Below are 21756 nucleotides of genomic sequence, written 5' to 3' on the forward strand. Positions count from 1 at the left end.
GCAAGGCAGCGCTAGGCGCTGCCTTGGCAACAAGTTAAGCGGGGGACTTCATCTGCTTGGGGCTGTGGGCGGCGTGCAGCCGAGCGATGAGTTGGTCTTCCAGAGCGAAGCGTTCGGTGAGCCCTTTGGCGAGGCGGTCGATCCAGGCGGGTAAGCGTGCCAGGTTTTGCTGGCAGCGCACCGGGGAGGCGAAGTCTTCGTCGAATTCAAGCACCATGGCGGTGGACATCTCCAGACGCTCAAGCAGCTGTGCGGCAATGTGCAGTGCGTTTTCGTCATCGAAGGCTTTCGCTTCTTCGGCAAGCTGCGGGTAAATTTCAAAGTGCCCGGCACTGATATAGTCCATCAGCAGCTCGCTGAAAGTATCAATGCGCGCCTTGCTCACGGCTTCCAGCTCCGCGTCGCAGGCCTCTTTCAGCTCAATAAAGCTCACTAGCAGCGCACGGCGCTCATCTAGCCAGCGGTCAATTAAGCTATGTACGCCTCCCCAGCGCTCCAGGGCATTTTTGCAATCGTCGAGCATGGGGCTTTCTCCTTGCAGATAGCCGCTTTAGACAGGGCTAGACTCGCTTTTCCCTCTACCTCTGTCAATCTTGGCGGGCATGGTTTCCTTGATACTGCATAGTGCGCTGTCAATAGTCAACGCCGGTATTAGGCAGCTGGTCGACTACCGGCTGCCCATTGCCCATCCTAGCGCTTAATGGCTAGCCATAAAATACGCAGCGGCACCAGTGCGAGCACTACAAAACCGACCAGCGTCCAGGCGGGAAGCGACAGCCCCAACAGCATAAAGTCGATTTCGGCGCACTCCCCAGAGCCAGTGAGCACCATGGCCACCACTTCTTGCATGGGCAGGATATCCATCATGTAATCCAGCCCCGGACCGCAGCTGGGGACCTTATCGGCGGGCAGGCTCTGCAGCCAGACATGGCGGCCGGCAACAAAAGCGCCAGCCCCCACGGCGGCCAGCCCGAGCAGGCCATAAAGGCCCCTGCCTACGCCCCCTTTAGGGTTATGGATCGCCGCCACGGCCAGCACCAGGCCCGCGGCAATCACGGCTACCCGCTGAAAAATACACAGCGGGCAGGGTTCTAAGCCGACGATATGCTCAAGGCTTAGCGCCACCGCCATCATCAGTACGCAGAATGCGACACCAGCCAAGGCAATTGGGCGAATAGTGGATGATGTCATTGGCCATCCTCGGGTTTAATAGCAGACAGCGCCCGAGACTCACGCGCCTTAGTGAAATAGCTCTCCAGGAACTCGCTAAAGCTCTCCTGATCGGCCGCCTCGATATCCCGCTGCTGCTGGTGCGAGGTGTCGATCAGTTGCGCCAGCAGCGCTTCGCGGGAGCGTAGCATCGGCGTGGCTTTCAGCTTGTCCGCCTGGGCTTGCGCCATGCTCAGCAACGTATCGCTGAGCGAGCCATTGCCCTCTTGCAAGCGTGCCAGCATCTGCCCCGAGGGAGTCAGAGACGGATCCTTCAAGCGTGGCGCCAGGGCCTCGAGCGCTGCCGCGTGGGGCTCGCCCTCCTCGACAGCATCCAATAGACGTGCAACCTCGGCCATTTCAGCAAAAATCTGCTCGCCCCAGGCAGCCAGCGTGACCGATTCACCGTTGCGGGTTAGGCGCAGTTCCGGGTCGCGGCCGCGCTCTACGACTAAGCGGCGGTTATCGTCCAGCCGGTCGCACTCTTCATCCGAAATCCACGGGCTATCGCTGAGCAGACACCACATCAGGAAGGTATCCACAAAGCGCATCTGGGACTCCGTGACGCCGAGCGGGTCGAAAGGATTGAGGTCCAGGCAGCGCACTTCAATGTACTCGACGCCGCGGGCCTCCAGCGCCTGGCTGGGCGTTTCATTGTGCTTAGCCACCCGCTTAGGCCGGATATCGCTGTAGTACTCATTTTCGATCTGCAGGATATTGGCGTTGAGCTGCTGCCACTCGTCGCCGTTTTTCACACCTAGCGCTTCGTAGTCGGGCCAGGGGGTCGAAATCGCGTGGCGCAGGGTATTAACGTAGTTCGACAGCGAGTTGAAGCAGATTTTCAGCTGCGACTGCACCTTGTTCTGGTAGCCCAGATCCGACATGCGTAGCGTGGTGGCGTAAGGCGCGTAGTAGGTATCGTCGCTAAGCGGCTGCAGCTTATCTGGCACCTGGCCTTCCGGCAGGAAGCTCTTATCCACCGCTGGCGAAGCGCCGAACAGGTAGAGCAGCAGCCAGCTATGGCGGCGGAAGTGGCGGATCATCCCGAAGTAGCGGGTTGAGCGGTAGTCGTTAAAGGGGATATTGGTGGCTTTTTCCATTTCCCGCAGGGCGTGCCACATATCCTCCGGCAGCGACACGTTGTAATGCACACCGGCAATGGCTTGCATAATACGGCCATAGCGCACGTCTAGCCCTTTGCGGTAGACATGCTTCATGGTGCCGACGTTGGAGCTGCCATAATCCGCAATGGGGATACTGTCGTTGCCTGAAAGCCGCGAGGGCATACTGCCCGGCCAGATCCACTCATTCTGCAAGTGGTGGTAGGTAAAGGTATGCAGATCGGATAAAAAGGCCAGCGCCTCTTTTGGCTCGGAGTATACTGGCGTGATGTACTCCAGCAGCGCTTCGGAGTAATCGGTGGTGATATGCGGATGGGTCAGCTTCGACCCCAGCGCCTGTGGATGGGCCGTTTGTGCAATATGGCCGTTGGCATCAACCCGCAACCCCTCTTTCTCCAACCCGCGACGCAAACGCCCTAAGCGCCCTAGCCGCGCGCTCGGTAGCAGCCGCTCTACCTGGGCGGTGAGCGAAGATGGCACAGTGAGTGGTTCAGACAAGGTGAACACTCCTTGTTAGTAAGGCCTGCGTGAAGCAGGCCTTGTTGAAATCAGCTGGCATCGCCATAACCTTTACCCTGCTTGCTCATCGAGAATAGAAGGCAGGATATGGCGGCTACCGTTAAATATTCAAGACACGCGACTATTTGCCCCGCTTAGCCTTGAGCAGTGCTGCGCCCAGCGCGCCCATGGCGGCGGGGGCCTCGCTCTGTTGGCTGCCCTGGCGCGGGCCGCCTTGGCGTTGGCTGCGGGCGGGTTTACGCGGTGCTGGCGAGGCGCTACTTCCCTGGGTATCGGGCTGTTCCGGCTCGTCATCCAGACGCATGGAGAGTCCCACTCGTTTACGCGGAATATCCACGCTTATCACTTTGACCGTCACGATATCCCCCGCCTTCACCACGCTGCGCGGGTCGTCAATAAAGCGGTCAGAGAGCGCCGAGATATGCACTAAGCCATCCTGGTGAACGCCGATATCCACAAACGCCCCGAAGTGGGTTACGTTAGTGACGGTGCCTTCCAGCACCATGCCTAGCTTGAGGTCTTGAAGGGTTTCAACACCTTCGCGGAATTCGGCGGCCTTAAACTCGGGGCGCGGGTCGCGGCCGGGCTTATCCAGCTCTTTGAGGATGTCGCTGACCGTGGGCACACCAAAACGCTCGTCAGCAAAATCGGCAGGTTTAAGCGCTTTCAAGGTGGCGCTGTCGCCAATCAGGCCTTTCACATCACGGCCGCTCTGCTTAGCGATGCGTTCCACCAACGTATACGCTTCGGGGTGAACGGCGCTGGCGTCCAGCGGGTTCTCGGCATGGCTGATGCGTAAAAAGCCCGCGCACTGCTCGAAGGTTTTCGGGCCAAGGCGGCTCACTTCCAGCAGCTCTTTGCGGCTTTTGAACGCCCCCTGCACGTTACGCTGGGCCACGATATTTTCGGCAATCGCGGCGCTTAGCCCCGCTACCCGCGAAAGCAGCGCGCTGGAGGCCGTGTTGAGATCCACACCCACCGCGTTAACGCAGTCTTCAATCACGGCTTCCAGGCTACGGGAGAGCTGCACCTGGGAAACGTCGTGCTGGTACTGGCCCACGCCGATGGATTTCGGTTCGATCTTCACCAGTTCGGCCAGCGGGTCCTGTAGGCGGCGGGCAATCGAGACAGCACCGCGAATGGTCACATCCAGGTTCGGCAGCTCGCGGGCGGCGTATTCGGAGGCAGAGTAAACTGATGCCCCGGCTTCCGATACCATCACCTTGCTCAGGCGGTGCGCAGGTGCCAGTGCTTTCAGCAGCTCGCCCGCCAGCTTGTCGGTTTCCCGGCTGGCGGTGCCGTTACCCACGGCGATCAGCTCCACACCGTACTGTTTCACCAGCTTGGCGAGCACGTTGAGCGCCTCGTCCCAGCGGTTTTGCGGCGCGTGGGGGTAGATGGTCGCCTGGTCCAGGAACTGGCCGGTAGCGTCGATGACCGCCACCTTGCAGCCGGTACGTAGGCCGGGGTCGAGCGCCAGGGTCACTTTCTGCCCCGCTGGCGCTGCCAACAGCAGGTCTTTGAGGTTGGCGGCAAACACATCAATGGCGGTCTGCTCGGCCTGCTCACGCAGGCGGCCCAGCAGTTCGGTTTCCAGCGCGGTGTAGAGCTTCACACGCCAGGTCCAGCGCACCACTTCGTTTAACCACTTATCCGCAGGCCGCCCTTCGTCGCGAATACCTACCTGTTTGGCAATCGCCACCTGAGCAGGATGCACCGGCGCTTCGTCTTCACCCGGCAAGCGGATCGCTAGGCTTAAAATGCCTTCGTTGCGGCCACGGAACATGGCCAGCGCCCGGTGTGAAGGCACTTTGGCAAGCTTTTCGTCGTGCTCGAAGTAATCGGAGAACTTCGCGCCCTCCTGCTGTTTGCCATCCAACACGCGGGCGCTGAGTTCGCCCTCCTGCCATAGCCGCTCGCGCAGCTGGCCAATCAGCTCGGGGTCTTCCGCAAAGCGCTCCATCAGAATCTGCTTGGCGCCATCCAGCGCGGCCTTGGCATCTTCAATGGCGGGAGTCTCACCTTCGGCGGGGCGCAGGTAGTGGGCGGCTTCGCTTTCGGGGTCTAGGGTTGGATTAGCGAGCAACGCATCGGCCAACGGCTCCAGCCCAGCCTCGCGGGCAATTTGGGCTTTGGTGCGGCGCTTTTTCTTATAGGGGAGGTATAAATCCTCCAGGCGCTGCTTGGTTTCCGCTGCTTGAATGGTCGCCTTGAGGGTGGGGTCTAGCTTGCCCTGCTCATCAATGGCCGCCAGCACCGCTTCGCGGCGTTCTTCCAGCTCGCGCAGGTAGCGCAGGCGCTCGTCAAGCTGGCGGAGCTGGGTATCGTCTAGCGCGCCGGTCACTTCTTTACGGTAGCGGGCAATAAAAGGAACGGTAGCGCCCCCATCCAGAAGCTCTACCGTTGCGGCGACCTGTTCAGGCCGGACGCTTAGCTCATCGGCTAGGCGTGCAATAATGCGTTGTTTGACATCCATAACGTGCAACTAACTCATGCAGCATTCGAGGTGCCGACAAGGTACCACAAACCACCTAGGCTGGCATGGATTGCCCTCTCCCCCTATCTTTACCCCCCACCTCTACCTCTGCCAAGCTCACCTATCACACTAGCGGTGAAACTGCTTTTCTCGTTCCGGCTGCCAAAAAATAGCGTCTATGCGCAGTCTTACATTAGCGTTATTAGGCAACGGCCACTCAATCTCATCCCCTACTTTTAAACCGATTAACGCCGCTCCAATGGGTGCCATGACAGAAATTCCGTCAGCCACGCTTGCTAAAGCGTGAGGGTAGACCAGCGTCCTGACCATCTGACAGCCACGCGTCAGGTCCGTGAAGCGGATTTGGCTATTCATGCTTACCACATTGTCAGGTATGTCCTGTGGGTCTAATACCTCACTACGGGACAACTCTTCTTCCAGCAGTTCTGCCACCACTTGATCTTTTTCAGACGCGTAGTCAATCAGTCGCTGCAGACGTTCAGCATCCAGCCGATTAATGATGATGGGAGGCCGCTGCCCCATGGTCACTCTCCTTAAGAACATGCCAACCAATGCAAAAAAGCCCTTCCCCGGGGTGGGAAAGGACTGCGTATTGCTGCTACACGCAAACTCGTTGATCTAAAGCCTTAGGTGACACCCTGCTCAATCATGGCATCCGCCACTTTGCGGAAACCGGCAATATTAGCGCCTAGCACTAAGTTCTCTGGTTCCCCAAATTCCTTTGCTGTCTCAGCACACTGCCGATAAATATCCGCCATAATGCGCTGTAGCTTTTCATCCACTTTTGCTAACGGCCATTGCTCCATACTGCTATTTTGCGCCATTTCTAACTGACTGGTGGCCACGCCACCTGCATTAGCCGCTTTACCTGGACCATAGGCTAATTTAGCGGCAAGAAAGCGCTCTACTGCCGCTTTGGTGGAGGGCATATTAGCCCCTTCGCTTATGCAGCGAACGCCATTTTCAATCAGCACCTTGGCGTCGCACTCCGTTAACTCGTTCTGGGTGGCACAGGGAAAGGCGACATCTCCCTGAATACGCCAGACGGCATGACCATCGCTCGGATAATCATGCGCAGGCACATATAGTGCTTCCGGGCGCTCACGTAAGTACGCCTCTAGCGATACCCGTTCGACCTCTTTTAAGCGCTTTAAAAGCTCAAGATCAATCCCGCTAGGGTCATGGATCGTACCGCGAGAATCACAGCAGGTAATGGGCCGCGCGCCCATTTCATAGAGTTTCTCAATGGTATAAATCGCGACATTACCTGCGCCAGACACAAGGCAGGTTTTGCCTTCTAGCGTTTCACCACGAGCTGCCAGCATGTTTTGGGCAAAATACACCGCGCCATAACCCGTCGCCTCTTTACGGCCCAAAGAACCACCCCAAGACAAACCTTTTCCGGTCAGGACCCCTTCATAACGACCGGTTAACCGCTTGTACTGGCCAAATAGGTAGCCAATTTCGCGTGCACCAACTCCGATGTCCCCAGCAGGCACGTCGCTATTTGGACCTATATGACGGTACAGCTCCGTCATAAAGGATTGGCAAAAGCGCATGATTTCGTTGTCCGACTTACCTTTTGGATCAAAATCAGAGCCACCTTTACCACCACCAATAGGTAAGCCGGTGAGGGCATTTTTGAATATCTGCTCAAAACCTAGGAACTTGATGGTGCCTGCGGTCACGCTGGGGTGAAAGCGCAGTCCTCCTTTATAAGGCCCCAGTGCGGAGTTGAACTGCACACGATACCCTTTATTCACCTGGACGCGGCCAGCGTCATCCAGCCAGCTGACACGAAACATAATTTGCCGCTCAGGCTCAACGATCCGTTCAATAATACTGTGTTGGTGATAGTGTGGTGTGCGTTCAAACAGCGGTCGCAGGCACTCAAGCACTTCTTCCGTCGCTTGATAGAATTCAGTTTGGGCAGGGCTACTCTTAGCAAGTCGCGTAAGCGTGTCGTGAACATAAGGCATGGAAGTGTACCGTTCCGTGTAAAACTATCGTTATGCTGGCCAGCGCATAGCAACATTTAACTGTGGGAACGAATTCCTGCATACCCTATGCAGGTTTGGTATGGCAAAAAAACGCCTGCATAGAGACTAAAGTCTATGTTTTATTGCTCATTTATGGTGCATCTACAATTTCTAATCAATGGTAATTAAACGATTAACGCAAGGATAAGTCAGAGCGCAGCGCTGTTGTTACTTATATCCCCACCCTCAATCAGGCGAGGGTTTACGCGGTTTTGCGAATAAAAAAGGGGCAGTGCCGTGGCACTGCCCCAGACTGCTGACGAACCCACCTATTTTGGTGGGTTCGTTGCGTTTAGAGCAGGCGTACACTCGCGGCCTGACTCACCACCCTCATCGCACGGCTTCTGCCCATCGTCGGGTATAACGCCCTCTGAAGAGCCCTATCAGCCCTCAGGTGACGTAAAAACGTGCCAAAAAGCCGGCGCCAACGCGCCTGCGCAATTTTCTTGAGGTTCTGACAGGCCGCGGCCAGCAGACACTGCTCTTTGACGCGTGCTAGGCCTCGCATTCGCGCATAGCGGTGCCCGTGCAACTGCTTGGCGTCGGCGAAGCTGCGCTCCACCGTCTCCTTACGTCGTTGATAGAGCTTCTTGCCCGGCTCCGTCAGTCGTCGGGCATCCACCCGATCCTTGTCGTCCTGCCAGACGTGCCGCGTGACCGTTTTTATCTGCTTGGCGTTGCGGGTACAGGTCGCCAGCCGAGGACAGCCGCGGCAGATCTTAGGATCACTGCGATAGTGGCGGTAGCCATGTCGATCCGTGGTGGCATAGATCAGCGATTGGCCCTCTGGGCACTGATAGGTGTTGGTCGCCGCGTCATAGGTAAAGGCACGTTTGGGGAGATACCCTTTTGGCTTACTGGGACGGCGGTAGCCGATGACACCATAAAGCCCGCGCTCCTCCAGTCCATGACAGATAGCCGCCGTAAAGTAACCCGCGTCGAGGCCGACACCGACCGGGGCCAGCCCGAAGCGCTGGCACTGATGGTCCAGTCGCGCCAAGTAAGGCACGCTATCGTGCACACTGGCCGGGGTAACATGGGTATCGGTAATAATGGCGTGCTTGCCGTCCACCGTGCGGTGATCCAGATAGAAGAAGCCGGTCGGTTTGCCATCGCGCACCATATAGCCGCTATCCGGGTCGGTGAGACTGATTTTCTTTTCGACAGTGGCCGGTGCCTCAGCACGCGGCGTCAGGGCTTTTTTCCGTGTTGAGCGCGGTCCTCCTCAACCGCCACGTCCAGGGCGTCCAGATAGTCCCGTGCCGTCGTCTCGACCTCTTGGCGCTCAAAACGATGCTTGTTGGCATTGGCCTTGAGATGCGTGCTGTCGGTGTAGAGCACTTCGCCGCCCACCAAGCCTTGTGCAATGGCTTGCTCGACAATGGTATCGAAGATCTCTTGGTGGATCGTACTATCGGAGAAGCGGCGGCGTCGGTTCTGGCTGATGGTTGAGGCATCGGGCACCTTGTCGGTCAAGCGCAAGCCGAGGAACCAGCGGTAGGCGACGTTCACCTGGATCTCGCGCATCAACTGGCGCTCGCTACGAATGCCAAACAGATAGCCGATCAACAAGGCCTTGAAGAGCAGCACGGGATCCAGCGCAGGCCGACCATTATCCGCGCAGTAAAGATGACGGACGCGCTCGCGGATAAAGCTAAAGTCGAGGGCGGCCTCAATCTGACGCAACAAATGGTTGGAGGGTACGAGTTCTTCGAGCGTGACCATCTCCAGTTCGTGCTGTTGGGGGGAAGGGTCTTTGAGCATATCGGCCACCACTAAAAACGATACGCTTATCAAAGCAAAACCCTGGCCGAAGGGCCAGGGCTTTGTCAGCAGTCTGGGGCAGTGCCGTGGCACTGCCCCTTTCTAGCTGGCTCTTCCCAGCGACGCTTGTAAGTACCTTTTTAGATACCTTTTAAACCTTAGGTGAGCTGCGGGCCTGCTTGGATGATGGCTTCGTTCACGCCTTCAAACTTCTTGAAGTTGTCTACGAACTTAGTGGCCAGCTCTTTTAGATGGCGGTTGTAGGCGTCGCGGTCGGCCCAGGTTTCGCGGGGGTCGAGCAGGCTGGAATCAACGCCCGGCACGGCGACCGGCACATCCAGGTTCAGGCCATCGATGTGCTTGGTTTCCACTTCACGCAGAATACCAGACTGAATGGCGCTGATGATGGCGCGGGTGGTCGGGATAGAGAAGCGCGAGCCGCCTTCGCCGTAGGCACCGCCGGTCCAGCCGGTGTTGACCAGGTAAACCTGGGCGTCTTTCTTCTCGACGCGCTTGATCAGCAGGTCCGCGTACTCACGGGCCGGACGCGGGAAGAACGGTGCGCCGAAGCAGGTGGAGAACGTCGCCGCCAAGCCTTCGGAGGAGCCCATCTCGGTGGAACCCACTTTCGCGGTGTAGCCCGACAAGAAGTGGTAGGCCGCCGCTTCTTTAGAGAGCACGGAGACCGGCGGCAATACACCAGACATGTCGCAGGTCAGGAAGACGATGGCATTCGGCTCGCCTGCCAGGTTTTCGGGAACGCGCTTTTCTACGTGTTCCAGCGGGTAGGCAGCACGGGAGTTCTGGGTCAGGCTGTCGTCGGCGTAATCCGGCTCGCGACGGTCGTCGAGCACGACGTTTTCCAGCACGGTGCCGAACTTGATGGCGTTCCAGATCACCGGTTCGTTCTTCTCGGAGAGGTCGATGCACTTGGCGTAGCAGCCGCCTTCCATGTTGAAGACAATGCCATCGCCCCAGGCGTGCTCGTCATCACCGATCAAGAAGCGAGACTGGTCGGCAGAAAGCGTGGTTTTACCGGTGCCGGAAAGGCCGAAGAACAGGCAGGTTTCGCCATCTTCACCCACGTTCGCCGAGCAGTGCATCGGCAGCACATCGGAAGCAGGCAGCAGGAAGTTCTGCACCGAGAACATCGCTTTCTTCATTTCGCCCGCGTAGCGCATGCCGGCAATCAGCACTTTGCGCTCAGCGAAGTTGATAATGACGCAGCCATCGGAGTTGGTGCCGTCGCGGTTTGGGTCGCACTCAAAGCCTGCGGCGTTAAGAATCGTCCACTCCTCTTTCGCCGCCTGGTTGTAGGCCTGGGGGCGTACAAACATGGTGCGGCCAAACAGGTTCTGCCAAGCGGTTTCAGTCGTCACGCGGACTGGCAGATAGTGCGTTGCGTCGCTGCCCACGTGCAGCTCGGCGACGAAATGCTCACGGCTCCCCAGGTGTTCTTCCACCCGCGCCCACAGGGCGGAGAATTTTTCAGCGTCGAAGGGGCGGTTTACGCTGCCCCAGTCAATGCTGTCGCGGGTAGAGGGCTCATCGACAATATAACGATCTTTTGGTGAACGTCCGGTACGCAGGCCAGTGTTTACCACCAGGGCACCATTGGCTGACAGGCGGCCTTCACCACGGGCCACGGCGCGCTCGATCAGTTCGGCACTGCTGAGATTAACGTGGGCTTGAGGGGCAGCTTGAGTCGTGGTCATGTCGATTCCTGGGTCTCTAATTTACCGGGCGTCGCCGACGCCTTGAGAAATCATCCTAGCTGCCGGCATTGTGGTCACAGCAGGCTAGGCGCGCTGAAGTGTGGCGCATTATGGCAAAAAGAAAGCCCCCGGGAAACGGGGGCTTTTACCAAATATCTTGTAGTTAAACTACTACACTAACACTACATTTTGTGTTGCAGCGCAGTATATTTTTCAAACATCTGTTTAGCCTTTCGGCTTAGAAGACGATGTGCTCTAGCCTGGCGGCAACGCCGCCAACCAGGGCTGGCGCTCAGCGCTGACTACATAATTAGTGAATCACCGGCGGCGGTGCGCCTGGGTCTTCCAACAAAATTTCAATATCCGCTGCGGTGTAGTGATATTTCGTGTGGCAAAAGTGGCATTGGGTATCAATCGCGCCCTGTTCGCGCAGAATATCCCGCAGCTCTTCCTGGCCGAGAGTGTAAAGTGCGTGGCTCATCCGCTCCCGGGAGCAGGTGCAGCCGAAGCGCAGTGCCTTAGGGTCAAAAACCCGCACTGTCTCCTCGTGGTAGAGGCGATACAGCACCTCGCGCTGCTCTAGGCCAAGCAACTCTTCTTGCTTGATGGTATCAGCCAAATGGACGCTGCGCTCCCAGGCATCCACATCCTGGTTTTGCGAGGCATCCGGCAGGCGCTGGAGCAGCAGCCCCCCTGCCCGCTCGCCGTTTGCAGCCAGCCACAGCCGCGTGGGCAGCTGTTCGGATTGGCCGAAGTAGGCTTCCAGGCAACCGCCCAGAGTATCGTGATCCAGCGCCACAATACCCTGATAGCGGTGCCCTTCTTTGGGGTCCAGGGTAATCACAATCTGGCCTTCGCCCACCAGCTCGCGGAAGCTGGCGTGTTCGCTGGGCAGCGCGGCGTCTTCGGCAATGCGCGCAATGGCCCGCAGCTCGCCACCGGGGTTGGACTCCGCCATTAACAGAGCCAGCGCCCCTTGGCCGCGCACCTCAATGCTTAGCGTACCATCCAGCTTTACGGTGTCGGTTAATAGCGCCACCGCCGCCAACAGCTCGCCCAGCAGCACATTTACGGCGGGCGGGTAGGCGTGGCGGTCGAGCACTTCCTGGTACGCGGTGCTTAGCGTGACAATCTCGCCACGCACGTTGGTTTGGTCAAACAGAAAACGTTGGATTTGATCAGACATAAAAAGACCGTAGGAGAAGGGGTAGGAGCGGTATGCAGCGGGGTAAGCGAGCGCTTACTCTCCCTGCTGACGCTGGAATCGCTGAATATCACGCCGCTGCTTTTTATCAGGACGCTTGAGCGGGTGCTGCATCACTTCATTGGTTAATCGGCGCGCTTCGGCTTCCTTGGCGCGGCGCTGGGCACTCTCTTCGGTTTCTGCATAGAGTTTACGCGCTTCCGGCGCACCACGGCGCTGGTCGGATAGCGCCATCACTTCCACCTCGTAAATGTCCCAGCCTTGGGGTACGCGGATAAGCGCGCCTAACTCAACGTTTTTGCTGGTTTTTACACGGGCGCCATCGTAGTGAACCTTGCCGCCCTCAATGGCTTTTTTGGCTAGGGCACGGGTTTTAAAAAACCGCGCCGCCCATAGCCACTTATCCAAGCGAACGCTGTCACTCATTCACGCTCTCCTAATGTGTGAACTCAGATATGCGAGCGCTGCCCTGGCAAATCCTCTGGCAGCAGTTGGGCGAACCGGTCAAGGGCAATAAACTCCTGTAGCTCTTTCTCGGGGCGTTGGCTGTCCGGCTGCTTAATACCTAACAGGTACTTAATACCGAACTCCCGGGCGCTTTCCAGCACGCGGGCGTTATCATCGATAAACAGCGTGCGGGCTGGGTCGAACGGTTCGCGCTCCTGGAGCGCGAACCAGAAGGCTTGCTCCTCTTTCGCGGCGCCCACGTCTTCTGATGAGATGATGGCATCCAGATAGTTTTCCAACCCCGTGAGCGGTAGCTTCAGCGCCAGGCTGGCACGGTCGGCGTTGGTGGCGAGCACCACGCGGGGGTGGGCCTGCTTCAGCCAGGTCAGAAAGTCTAAAGCATCGCTGCGTAGGCCAATCAAGTGCTGCACTTCGCGCTTGAGCGCGACAATATCCACATTGAGCTCGCGGCTCCAGTAGGCAAGGCTGTACCAGTTCAGCGTGCCCTGCTCGCCCATAATGCGCGCTTTTAGCGCATCTTGGCTGGCCTGGTCGAGTTGATGCAGCTCTACATAGCGCCGTGGCAGGTGCTCAAGCCAAAAGTGGCTGTCGAAGTGAAGGTCCAGCAGCGTGCCGTCCATATCGAGCAGGACGGTATCGATCTCTCGCCAATCAATCATTGCCGCTCCAGTCTTAAAGAGTAAGCGTGCTATTGTAGCGCAACCCGTTTTTTGCAGCCACGGAGGCAGGATGTCACGCGACGACACAACAACAGGCGATACACCGAACGGCTACCCGCGCAAGCCGCAAATTTTAGGGCGCCAGCGCGTTGCCCAAAGCCGTTTGTTCCAGATCGAGTCGCTGGATTTACGCTTCTCCAACGGGGAGGAGCGACAATTTGAACGGCTCACCGGCGCCGACCGGGGCGCGGTGATGATTATCGCCATGCCGGACCCGGAGCATGTACTGCTCATCCGCGAGTATGCCGCTGGATTCGAGGATTATGTGCTAACCCTGCCAAAAGGATTGGTGGACCCAGGCGAAGACATCATTACCGCTGCCAACCGCGAGTTGATGGAGGAGTGCGGCTTCGGCGCGCACCGTATTGAGCCGTTGGTGGAGCTGTCGCTAGCGCCCAACTACATGCGCCACCGTATGCAGGTGCTAATGGCCACCGACCTCTACCCCAAGCGCCTACCCGGCGACGAACCCGAACCGCTGATCGTAGAGACCCATGCCATTGAGGAACTGCCCTCCCTACTGCTGCGGGAAGACTTCCACGAAGCCCGCGCCATCGCTGCGCTCTATATTGCGCGAGATAAACTGCGCGAAGAGAAGCGCAGCAGCGAGATGGATTTGCTCTAGCACACACCACTGACAATATTGTGGGAGGTCGCTTCAGCCCGCGACGATTCAAGCCTCCAGCCGGCTCAGAAAGTCGTCGCCCAATGAAGTTGGCCTCCCACATCAGCCATTAGCGCCCGCCTGGAGGGTGCCATTGCTATAGGTGATGTTTTAGCACGATCCAACGGCGCTGGCGGTGGCTATCCAGGCCAGCTTCCAGTAATGCCATACAGCGCAGGGCGTCATCGATGCCTACCGGCAGCGGTGCTTTATCGCGAATGGCAGCAGCCACGCCCTGGTAATAGGCGAGATAGTCACCCGGCAGTGTGGGGTGTTCGTGACGAACTAGCGGTGCGTCTTCGCCTTCTCCGTCACGCAGTGTCAGCGTGCCGGGGGTATCTTCTCCCCAGGCGGGTGCCGGGGTCTCTCCAGCTTTTAAGCGATCTTCCTGCGGGTCTAAGCCGTACTTAATGTAACTACCCTTGGTGCCGTGGATGCGGTAGCGCGGCGTGGGTTCCGCCACCAGCGTACCGGCGCTTAGGCTGACGCGGCAGCCGTCATACTCCAGCAGCGCGAGGAAGTCATCGTCAGCTTTGGCTCCGTCGCGCCACACGCCGAGTTCCAGCAAAATGGCGTTGGGCATACCGAACAACTCGCAGGCCTGATCCAGCAGGTGCGGCCCCAGGTCGTACCAAATTCCGCCGCCCGGGGTGGCTTTTTCCCGCCAGCGGTCGCGCACTTCAGGGCGAAAGCGATCAAAGCGCGACTCAAATCCCGTCATCCGACCCAGCGTGCCATCCTTTAGGAGCGCTTGAATCGTCAGGAAGTCGCTATCCCAGCGGCGGTTATGAAACACCGAAATCAGCCGTTCTTTATCCACCGCCAGGGCTTTTAGCTGCTTCGCCTCGGAGAGCGTGACGGTAAAGGGTTTATCCACTACCACATGTTTGCCTGCGGCAAGCGCCGCTTTGGCTAGGGGGAAGTGTGTGTCGTTCGGCGTGGGAATCACCACTAAGTCAATATCCTGCCGTTTACACAGCGCCAGCGCCTGGCTTTCCACCTCCACGTTGGGAAGGTCGGCCTTTACCTTAGCGGCATCACTTGAGGAAACGGCCACTAAATCCAACCCTTCCGTCGCTTGGATCAGCGGTGCGTGGAAGGTCTTACTCGCAAATCCATAGCCAACGAGGCCAACGTTGATGATCGCCTTCATTACAATCCTTAGTCATTTTGACGGTTCACGGTTGGCAAAAAAACAGCCCGCACAAGACGGGCTGTTGGACGAAGTGATTAATCCAGCTTGGAGAGGTCGCGCACCGCGCCTTTATCGGCAGAGGTGGCTAACAGCGCATAGGCTTTGAGCGCGGGAGTGACCTTGCGCGGGCGCTGCTCGACCGGCTTCCAGGCGTCTTTACCCTTGGCTTCCATCGCTTCACGACGCTTGGCCAGCTCGGCGTCGCTGAGCTTGACGTTGATGGAACGATTGGGAATATCGATCAGGATGGTATCGCCCTGCTCTACCAAACCAATCGCGCCACCTGCGGCGGCCTCTGGCGAGACGTGGCCAATCGACAGGCCCGACGTGCCACCGGAGAAACGCCCATCGGTCAGCAGCGCGCAGGCTTTGCCCAGCCCTTTCGATTTCAGGTAGGAGGTGGGGTACAGCATTTCTTGCATCCCCGGGCCACCTTTGGGGCCTTCGTAGCGGATGACGACAACATCCCCCTCTTTGACCTTGCCATCCAGCACGTCGGCGACGGCCTGGTCCTGGGACTCCACCACGTGGGCTTTGCCTTCAAACACCAAAATAGAGTCATCCACCCCGGCGGTTTTCACCACGCAGCCATCGAGTGCGATGTTGCCGTACAGCACGGCCAAACCACCCTCGCGGGAGAACGCATGCTCCAGGTCGCGGATACAGCCGGTGGCGCGGTCGCCATCCAGGCTCGGCCAGCGGGCACTTTGGGAGAAAGCGGTTTGCGTCGGTACACCGCCAGGGCCAGCTTTAAAGAACTCGACCACCTCGGGGCTTGGCGAGCGCATGATATCCCACTCATCCAGCGCGGCTTTCAGGCTGTCACCGTAGACGGTCGGTACGGAAGTATCCAGCACGCCCGCCCGATCCAGCTCGCCCAGGATCGCCATAATGCCACCGGCGCGGTGTACATCTTCAATGTGGTACTTCTGGGTATTGGGAGCCACTTTACACAGCTGCGGCACTTCACGGGAGAGACGGTCGATATCCGCCATGGTGAAGTCGACTTCCGCTTCCTGGGCGGCTGCCAGCAGGTGGAGGATGGTGTTGGTAGAGCCGCCCATGGCGATATCCAGCGTCATGGCGTTCCTGAAGGCGGCTTTGCTACCAATCGCGCGGGGCAGCAGATGCGCCTCTTCACCTTCGTAGTAGCGCTTGGCCAGCTCAACGATACGATGACCGGCGGTTTCAAACAGACGGCGGCGATCCGCATGGGTGGCTAGCACAGTGCCGTTACCCGGCAGCGCCAGGCCCAGCGCTTCGGTAAGGCAGTTCATGGAGTTAGCGGTGAACATGCCGGAACAGCTACCGCAGGTGGGGCAGGCGCTGCGTTCCACCTCGGCGAGGGTTTCATCATCAACGCTGTCGTCGGCAGCCATGACCATGGCATCCACCAAATCCAGACCGTGGTCCAGCAGCTTGGTTTTACCGGCTTCCATCGGGCCGCCCGACACAAAGATCACCGGAATATTGAGGCGCATCGCAGCCATCAACATTCCAGGGGTGATTTTGTCGCAGTTGGAGATACACACCAGCGCGTCGGCGCAGTGGGCATTACACATATACTCAACGCTGTCGGCAATGATATCGCGGCTCGGCAGCGAGTAGAGCATACCGTCGTGGCCCATGGCGATGCCGTCGTCCACCGCAATGGTGTTGAACTCTTTCGCCACGCCGCCCGCTTTTTCAATTTCACGCGCCACCAGCTGGCCCATGTCTTTCAGGTGGACATGGCCCGGCACAAACTGGGTAAAGGAGTTGGCGACCGCAATAATCGGCTTATGAAAGTCGTCATCTTTCATACCGGTGGCACGCCAAAGGGCACGGGCACCGGCCATATTACGGCCGGCGGTGGTGGTACGGGAACGGTACTCGGGCATGGTGTCCTCTACATCTTTATCGTGGCCTGCCGCCTATTTGGCGGCAGGCAGTTGAATCCAGCGGCCTTAGATTGTGGCATGAGCGCACCGCAGAGACTAGATGTAGAAGGCAACCAAAGGGAACGATAAGGCCGCCCAGCGGCTATCAGAAAGTTTCCCACTCTTCTTCAGCAACAGCCGTTCCCGGGCGCTTCAGTGCCAAGCGCTGCTCGTTTGGTTGTGAAAGGCTTTTCTGAGCTAGGTTCGGGGTCGACCAGTCATCTTGCCGCAAACGCTGACGGGCTGTCTCACTACTCTCCTCTTCCGCACCTTCCAACCGGAACGCAGCAATGACATTGGCCAACCCCAATGCTTCGCTGGTTAAACGCTGAGCAGCACTGGAGATAGACTGCATCTTACTGGCATTTTGCTGGGTTACGTGGTCCATTTCAGAAACCGCCGTATTAATCTGTGCGATACCACTGCTCTGCTCACCAGAAGCAGTGCTGATCTCTTCCATGATGTCGCTAACACGCATTACTTGATTGACCACCTTCTCAATCACCTGCTCAGCCTCTTTCACTGCGGCTGCACCACCCGCAATTTCTTGGGATGAGGTATCGATCAGGCGGCGAATTTCTCCAGCCGCGTCGGCACTGCGGCCAGCCAAATTGCGCACTTCATTGGCTACCACAGCAAAACCGCGGCCCTGTTCACCCGCTCTAGCCGCCTCCACCGAGGCATTCAGCGCCAGAATATTGGTTTGGAAGGCGATGCCGTCAATCACCGTGATGATGTCGTTCATCTTATCGGCGCTTTCGGCAATACGCTCCATACGCTCTACCAGAGCTTGCATTCGTTCGCCGGTTTCACGGCTGGTGGTGGCATTCTGCATGGCAAGCTGATTGGCCTGGCGGGCATTTTCAGTATTTTGATGAACCGTCGCGGTCATTTGATCCATGCTGGAGGCGGTTTGCTGCAGTGAGGAGGCCTGCTGTTCAGTACGGGAAGCTAACTCCTCATTCTGCTGCTTAATATGCTCAGAGGCAGGCGTGACCACTTCAACTTTATTGCCCACCTCCGTAATCAGCCCGGATAAGCTGGCACGCATGGTTTCTAGGGATGCCAGCAACTCCCCCAACTCATCATCCCGCTTGAGGGTAACGCGTTTAGCGAGGTTGCCTGCCGCAATCTGAAAGGTGACGCGTCGAGCTTCATTGAGCGATTTAAGCAGTGAGTTCAGCACGGCCACACTTAACCAAACCATCAAGACAATACCAAATAGCAGAACGCCCAATTGCCCCCATAGCAGCCAGCGCTGCTGGCGTTCGGCATTGGCCATGAGCGCTTGTGCTGCAGCGCGCTCATTATCCACCAGTAGATTAATCGTGGCACTAATGCTGTCGGAGGTTGGCTTTACAACATCATTAAAGGCTTCAAAGGCGGCAAACCCACTGCCATTGCGTATTGCCGTAAAGGTGTTATTGGCACTGCCTAAGAACGTATCAAGATGTGCCGCTAGGCCTTGCTGAACACCCGTAACCTCACTGCGCTGAGCAGTAAAGGTTTGCCATGCTTGGCCAATGTCGACTTGGAGCGAAGCTAACTGCTCTTCTAACAGATCTAAATCAGCCCGGCGCGGATTACGTACCGCTGGTTCTAGCGCTTGCAATAGCTGCGCTGTGCTCTGCTCAATTTGTTGTAGGTCGGCCACACCTTCCAGCCCAGTTTGATTGAGCGTACGCAGCCGCTCGGCTGAGCTGGTTAATCCATAAACACCTGCCGCTCCGGCTGTAGCTAACAGCAGGATAGAGGCAATCACCATACCAATTAACTTAGCCTGCATACTGCTAAAGCTAAAGCGTTGCACCCAGCCACGCAGCCCCGTGCGACGTAATGCACCATCATAGAGCTTGAAACCTCGGCCACGCCCCTGCTGCATCGCGCTATACCCCTTTACCGCACGATCAATCGCTTTTTGAGGTGCTCTACGGCGAATGGCGGTATAGCCAACTACACGTTCACTATCCAGCAGCGGTGCTACAGTGATATGCACCCAGTAGGTATCGCCATTTTTACAGCGATTTTTGACTATCCCTTGCCAAGTTTTACCTTTTTCAATGGTGTCCCACATATTTTTGAACACCAAGGATGGCATTTCCGGATCGCGAAAGATGCTATGGGCTTCGCCTATTAGCTCCGCCTGGGAGAAGCCGCTCACCTCTATAAAGGTCTGGTTGACGTAGGTGATCTTCCCCTGGCGATCAGAGCGTGAAATCAACACTTGATCGTCTGCAAGCTCAAACGCTGCTTGGCTGAATGTGCTCATGTAGAACCCTTATTGTTTATATATCTTTTTTTAAAAGACATGTTTTTCTAAGAAAGGCATGTTTTGCCTGAAGCCTAGCGCCATCCCTTTTACTAAGCCAACTTGGTACGTTTTACAACTTAAATTAAAAATAGGCAAAAAATATGCCACCGCGTGGGTGGCATATTCAAACCGTCAACTCTGGGTCCGTATTTTGGTTGAGCTAAGCGTTAATTAAACGCAAGGGTTAAAACTCATCCCACTCATCAGCACTCGTGCTGGTGCTCTGCCTACTGGCCTGCTGCTTAGAAGGTTTGCTGCTCGACAGGCGAGGCGCTGCTTGCTTGGCCGCCTTTTGAACGTTGCTAAGCTTCTCACGGGCAGCACTAATGCTCTCTGCTTGCGCTCCCTCCAAGCGGAAAGCATCAACCACGTTAGCCAGTTCAAAGGCTTCCAGGGCAAGGTTGTCTGCTGACGCGGCGATAGACTGCACTTTGGAGGCGTTTTGCTGAGTAACGCCATCCATCTCGGCAATGGCTGCGTTAATCTGGCCAATACCACTGCTCTGCTCGCTTGAGGCAGTGCTAATCGACTCCATCAGCTCGCTCACCCGATTCACCTGTTTCACTACCTTCTCAATGGCACGTTCGGCCTGTTCGACAGCGCTGTGGCCACCACTCACCTCTTGCGTGGTGCTGTCGATCATTTTACGAATTTCTTGCGCAGCATTGGCACTTCGGCTTGCCAACGTGCGTACTTCGCTAGCCACTACGGCAAAACCACGGCCGTGCTCACCGGCCCTGGCCGCTTCAACTGATGCATTAAGCGCCAGGATATTGGTTTGAAAAGCAATGCTATCGATCACGCCGATCATTTCGGTCATCTTCTCAGCACTTTTAGCGATGCGCTGCATACGCTCAACCAGCTGCTCCATTTGCTGGCGGGTATCCCGGGTGCTAGCAGCATTTTGCTGGGCAAGCTCGGTAGCTTGGCGAGCATTATCAGTATTTTGCTGCACGGTGGAGGTCATCTCCTCCATGCTGGAGGCGGTTTGCTGCAGCGAGGAAGCCTGCTGTTCAGTACGTGAGGCCAACTCTTCATTTTCAGCGGCAATGCGCTGAATAGCAGGTGTTACCACGGAAACACGATTTTCCACATCACTGACGATACTGGATAAACTAAAGCGCATGGTGTCTAACGAGTAGAGCAGCTCGCCTAGCTCGTCGTTGCTTTGACGGCGTTCCCGAGCAGCTAAGTTGCCTGCGGCGATTTGGAAGGTCATATGCCGTGCACCCTCCAAGCCACGCAGAACGGATTTAAAGATCACTACGCTCAGCCCGACCATAATGAGCAGACCAATCAGCATGAGCACCAGTTGGGCAATCAACATGTATTGACGTCCCTGCTGGGCTTTAGCGACTAGCGCATGGGCACCAGCCCGCTCTTCACTCACCAATTGGCTACTCAGTTCACGCAGCTGCTCGGTAGTGGGCTTTACCACATCGTTAAACGCTTCAAACGCAGCGAACCCTTGCGCCTGCTGAACCGCCGTGGCAGCGGCAGTGACACCCTCATCCCAACGCGTTAACGTCTCATTGAACGTTTGTAGCGCATCGGGGGCTGCTTGACTGGTGGCACGATATGAGTTCCATAAATCGTGTATGGACTGGCTGCCACTCTCTAAGGAGGCCGATAAAGTCTCCTTATCAACCCGCCTTGGGTTGCGCACGGCAGGCTCTAGTAACTCAACAGATTTCCCTAACTGACGCTCTAAACGCTGCAGCTCCGCAACCGACTCAAGCCCTGATCGATTAAGCGTATCGAGGCGCTCCCCCGACACCATTAGGCCATATACACCCAAACTGCCTGCTAATCCCAGTAGCAGCAAAGCGGCCACTACCATACCGGTCAACTTAGCCTTCAGGCTGGTGAACTGAAAACGTGCAACAAAGCCACCAAGGCCTCGGCGCTTCAACGCGCCTTGATGAAGCGCGTAGCGGCGGGATTTCCCTTTCTGACGAATCTCGGCATAGACCTGCTCAGCCAACGCAGCGCGTTTCGCTCCTGCCTTACGGCGCAGCGAGGTGTAACCCACGATACGATCACCGTCGCGCAGCGGTGCCACTGTGGCATACACCCAGTAGTGGTCGCCATTTTTACGCCGGTTTTTGACCGTACCTTGCCAGGTTTTACCCGCTTGGATAGTTTTCCAAAAGTCTGCATAAGCAGCTTCCGGCATATCCGGGTGGCGAATCAGGTTATGGGGAGCACCAATCAGCTCATCCCTTGAGAAACCGCTTACCTCCTCAAAGGTTGCATTGATGTAGGTAATATTGCCTTTCAGGTCCGTCCGTGAAATAAGAACGGCCTCGTCATCAAGCACATATTCGCGTTGGGTAACAGGCTGGTTGTTACGCATAATGGACTCCCCAGGGTAGTATTTTTTTAATATTTTGATTTTTCGCCATTATCCAG

The 21756-nt window shown here is 57.1% G+C and carries 16 protein-coding genes; 1 reads left to right on the forward strand and 15 read right to left on the reverse strand.

The annotated features are described in order from the left end of the window. Positions 1-34 precede the first annotated feature (34 nt). From rsd to yrfG, 11 genes are all read right to left on the reverse strand, one after another. Positions 35-523, reverse strand: a complete 489-nt coding sequence (gene rsd / locus LG300_RS10130; protein WP_404375094.1) for a sigma D regulator — start codon at positions 521-523, stop codon at positions 35-37. A 167-nt stretch (positions 524-690) separates the two neighbouring features. Beyond that, a complete protein-coding gene (locus LG300_RS10135; RefSeq protein WP_404375096.1) occupies positions 691-1191 on the reverse strand; it encodes a disulfide bond formation protein B in 501 nt (166 codons plus the stop codon). Then, complete coding sequence (gene gshA / locus LG300_RS10140) at positions 1188-2828, reverse strand: glutamate--cysteine ligase (RefSeq protein WP_404375098.1); 1641 nt, start codon at positions 2826-2828, stop codon at positions 1188-1190. The genes LG300_RS10135 and gshA overlap by 4 nt, the downstream gene beginning before the upstream one ends. A 142-nt stretch (positions 2829-2970) precedes the next feature. Next, positions 2971-5325, reverse strand: a complete 2355-nt coding sequence (locus LG300_RS10145) for a Tex family protein (RefSeq protein ID WP_404375100.1) — start codon at positions 5323-5325, stop codon at positions 2971-2973. 129 nt (positions 5326-5454) lie between these two features. Further along, a complete protein-coding gene (gene rnk, locus LG300_RS10150; RefSeq protein ID WP_404375102.1) occupies positions 5455-5868 on the reverse strand; it encodes a nucleoside diphosphate kinase regulator in 414 nt (137 codons plus the stop codon). A gap of 104 nt (positions 5869-5972) precedes the next feature. Next, positions 5973-7325 carry an NADP-specific glutamate dehydrogenase gene (gene gdhA / locus LG300_RS10155; RefSeq protein WP_404375104.1) on the reverse strand — a complete coding sequence of 451 codons (1353 nt, stop codon included), beginning with the start codon at positions 7323-7325 and terminating at the stop codon, positions 5973-5975. A gap of 352 nt (positions 7326-7677) precedes the next feature. After that, positions 7678-9149 (reverse strand): IS1182 family transposase gene (locus LG300_RS10160; RefSeq protein ID WP_404375105.1). Its coding sequence is split into 2 segments (ribosomal slippage): positions 7678-8579 and positions 8579-9149, totalling 1473 coding nucleotides; the frame shifts between segments, so codons are not numbered across the junction. A gap of 158 nt (positions 9150-9307) precedes the next feature. After that, on the reverse strand, positions 9308-10864 hold the full coding sequence (locus tag LG300_RS10165; protein WP_404375107.1) for a phosphoenolpyruvate carboxykinase: 1557 nt from the start codon (positions 10862-10864) through the stop codon (positions 9308-9310). A 310-nt stretch (positions 10865-11174) separates the two neighbouring features. Then, positions 11175-12050, reverse strand: a complete 876-nt coding sequence (gene hslO, locus LG300_RS10170) for an Hsp33 family molecular chaperone HslO (protein ID WP_404375109.1) — start codon at positions 12048-12050, stop codon at positions 11175-11177. A 54-nt stretch (positions 12051-12104) separates the two neighbouring features. Next, on the reverse strand, positions 12105-12494 hold the full coding sequence (gene hslR, locus LG300_RS10175) for a ribosome-associated heat shock protein Hsp15 (protein ID WP_404375111.1): 390 nt from the start codon (positions 12492-12494) through the stop codon (positions 12105-12107). 23 nt (positions 12495-12517) lie between these two features. After that, positions 12518-13195, reverse strand: a complete 678-nt coding sequence (gene yrfG, locus LG300_RS10180) for a GMP/IMP nucleotidase (RefSeq protein ID WP_404375114.1) — start codon at positions 13193-13195, stop codon at positions 12518-12520. Positions 13196-13265: 70 nt separating this feature from the next. Here yrfG and nudE point away from each other — a divergent pair, with 70 nt between their 5' ends. Beyond that, positions 13266-13880 (forward strand): ADP compounds hydrolase NudE, encoded by a 615-nt coding sequence (gene nudE / locus LG300_RS10185; protein WP_404375116.1) that lies wholly within the window; start codon positions 13266-13268, stop codon positions 13878-13880. A 136-nt stretch (positions 13881-14016) separates the two neighbouring features. Here nudE and LG300_RS10190 read toward each other — a convergent pair whose 3' ends face one another. From LG300_RS10190 to LG300_RS10205, 4 genes are all read right to left on the reverse strand, one after another. Beyond that, positions 14017-15072, reverse strand: coding sequence for an oxidoreductase (locus tag LG300_RS10190; RefSeq protein WP_404375119.1), 1056 nt, complete (start codon positions 15070-15072; stop codon positions 14017-14019). 77 nt (positions 15073-15149) lie between these two features. Next, positions 15150-16994, reverse strand: coding sequence for a dihydroxy-acid dehydratase (gene ilvD, locus LG300_RS10195; RefSeq protein ID WP_404375122.1), 1845 nt, complete (start codon positions 16992-16994; stop codon positions 15150-15152). Between the two features lie 145 nt (positions 16995-17139). Further along, the gene (locus LG300_RS10200; RefSeq protein WP_404375124.1) at positions 17140-19302 is read right to left on the reverse strand and encodes a methyl-accepting chemotaxis protein; all 2163 of its coding nucleotides are present in this window, start codon (positions 19300-19302) and stop codon (positions 17140-17142) included. Positions 19303-19528: 226 nt separating this feature from the next. Beyond that, positions 19529-21700, reverse strand: coding sequence for a methyl-accepting chemotaxis protein (locus LG300_RS10205; protein WP_404375126.1), 2172 nt, complete (start codon positions 21698-21700; stop codon positions 19529-19531). Between the last annotated feature and the right edge of the window lie 56 nt (positions 21701-21756).

The sequence above is a fragment of the Vreelandella aquamarina genome (assembly GCF_044805175.1).
Taxonomy (GTDB): domain Bacteria; phylum Pseudomonadota; class Gammaproteobacteria; order Pseudomonadales; family Halomonadaceae; genus Vreelandella; species Vreelandella aquamarina_B.

Bases quoted from the DNA above. Each gene is read 5' to 3' on its own strand.
- rsd (WP_404375094.1), bottom strand. From the start codon at position 523: ATGCTCGACGATTGCAAAAATGCCCTGGAGCGCTGGGGAGGCGTACAT.
- LG300_RS10135 (WP_404375096.1), bottom strand. From the start codon at position 1,191: ATGACATCATCCACTATTCGCCCAATTGCCTTGGCTGGTGTCGCATTC.
- LG300_RS10145 (WP_404375100.1), bottom strand. From the start codon at position 5,325: ATGGATGTCAAACAACGCATTATTGCACGCCTAGCCGATGAGCTAAGC.
- rnk (WP_404375102.1), bottom strand. From the start codon at position 5,868: ATGGGGCAGCGGCCTCCCATCATCATTAATCGGCTGGATGCTGAACGT.
- gdhA (WP_404375104.1), bottom strand. From the start codon at position 7,325: ATGCCTTATGTTCACGACACGCTTACGCGACTTGCTAAGAGTAGCCCT.
- LG300_RS10165 (WP_404375107.1), bottom strand. From the start codon at position 10,864: ATGACCACGACTCAAGCTGCCCCTCAAGCCCACGTTAATCTCAGCAGT.
- hslO (WP_404375109.1), bottom strand. From the start codon at position 12,050: ATGTCTGATCAAATCCAACGTTTTCTGTTTGACCAAACCAACGTGCGT.
- hslR (WP_404375111.1), bottom strand. From the start codon at position 12,494: ATGAGTGACAGCGTTCGCTTGGATAAGTGGCTATGGGCGGCGCGGTTT.
- yrfG (WP_404375114.1), bottom strand. From the start codon at position 13,195: ATGATTGATTGGCGAGAGATCGATACCGTCCTGCTCGATATGGACGGC.
- nudE (WP_404375116.1), top strand. From the start codon at position 13,266: ATGTCACGCGACGACACAACAACAGGCGATACACCGAACGGCTACCCG.
- LG300_RS10190 (WP_404375119.1), bottom strand. From the start codon at position 15,072: ATGAAGGCGATCATCAACGTTGGCCTCGTTGGCTATGGATTTGCGAGT.
- ilvD (WP_404375122.1), bottom strand. From the start codon at position 16,994: ATGCCCGAGTACCGTTCCCGTACCACCACCGCCGGCCGTAATATGGCC.
- LG300_RS10200 (WP_404375124.1), bottom strand. From the start codon at position 19,302: ATGAGCACATTCAGCCAAGCAGCGTTTGAGCTTGCAGACGATCAAGTG.
- LG300_RS10205 (WP_404375126.1), bottom strand. From the start codon at position 21,700: ATGCGTAACAACCAGCCTGTTACCCAACGCGAATATGTGCTTGATGAC.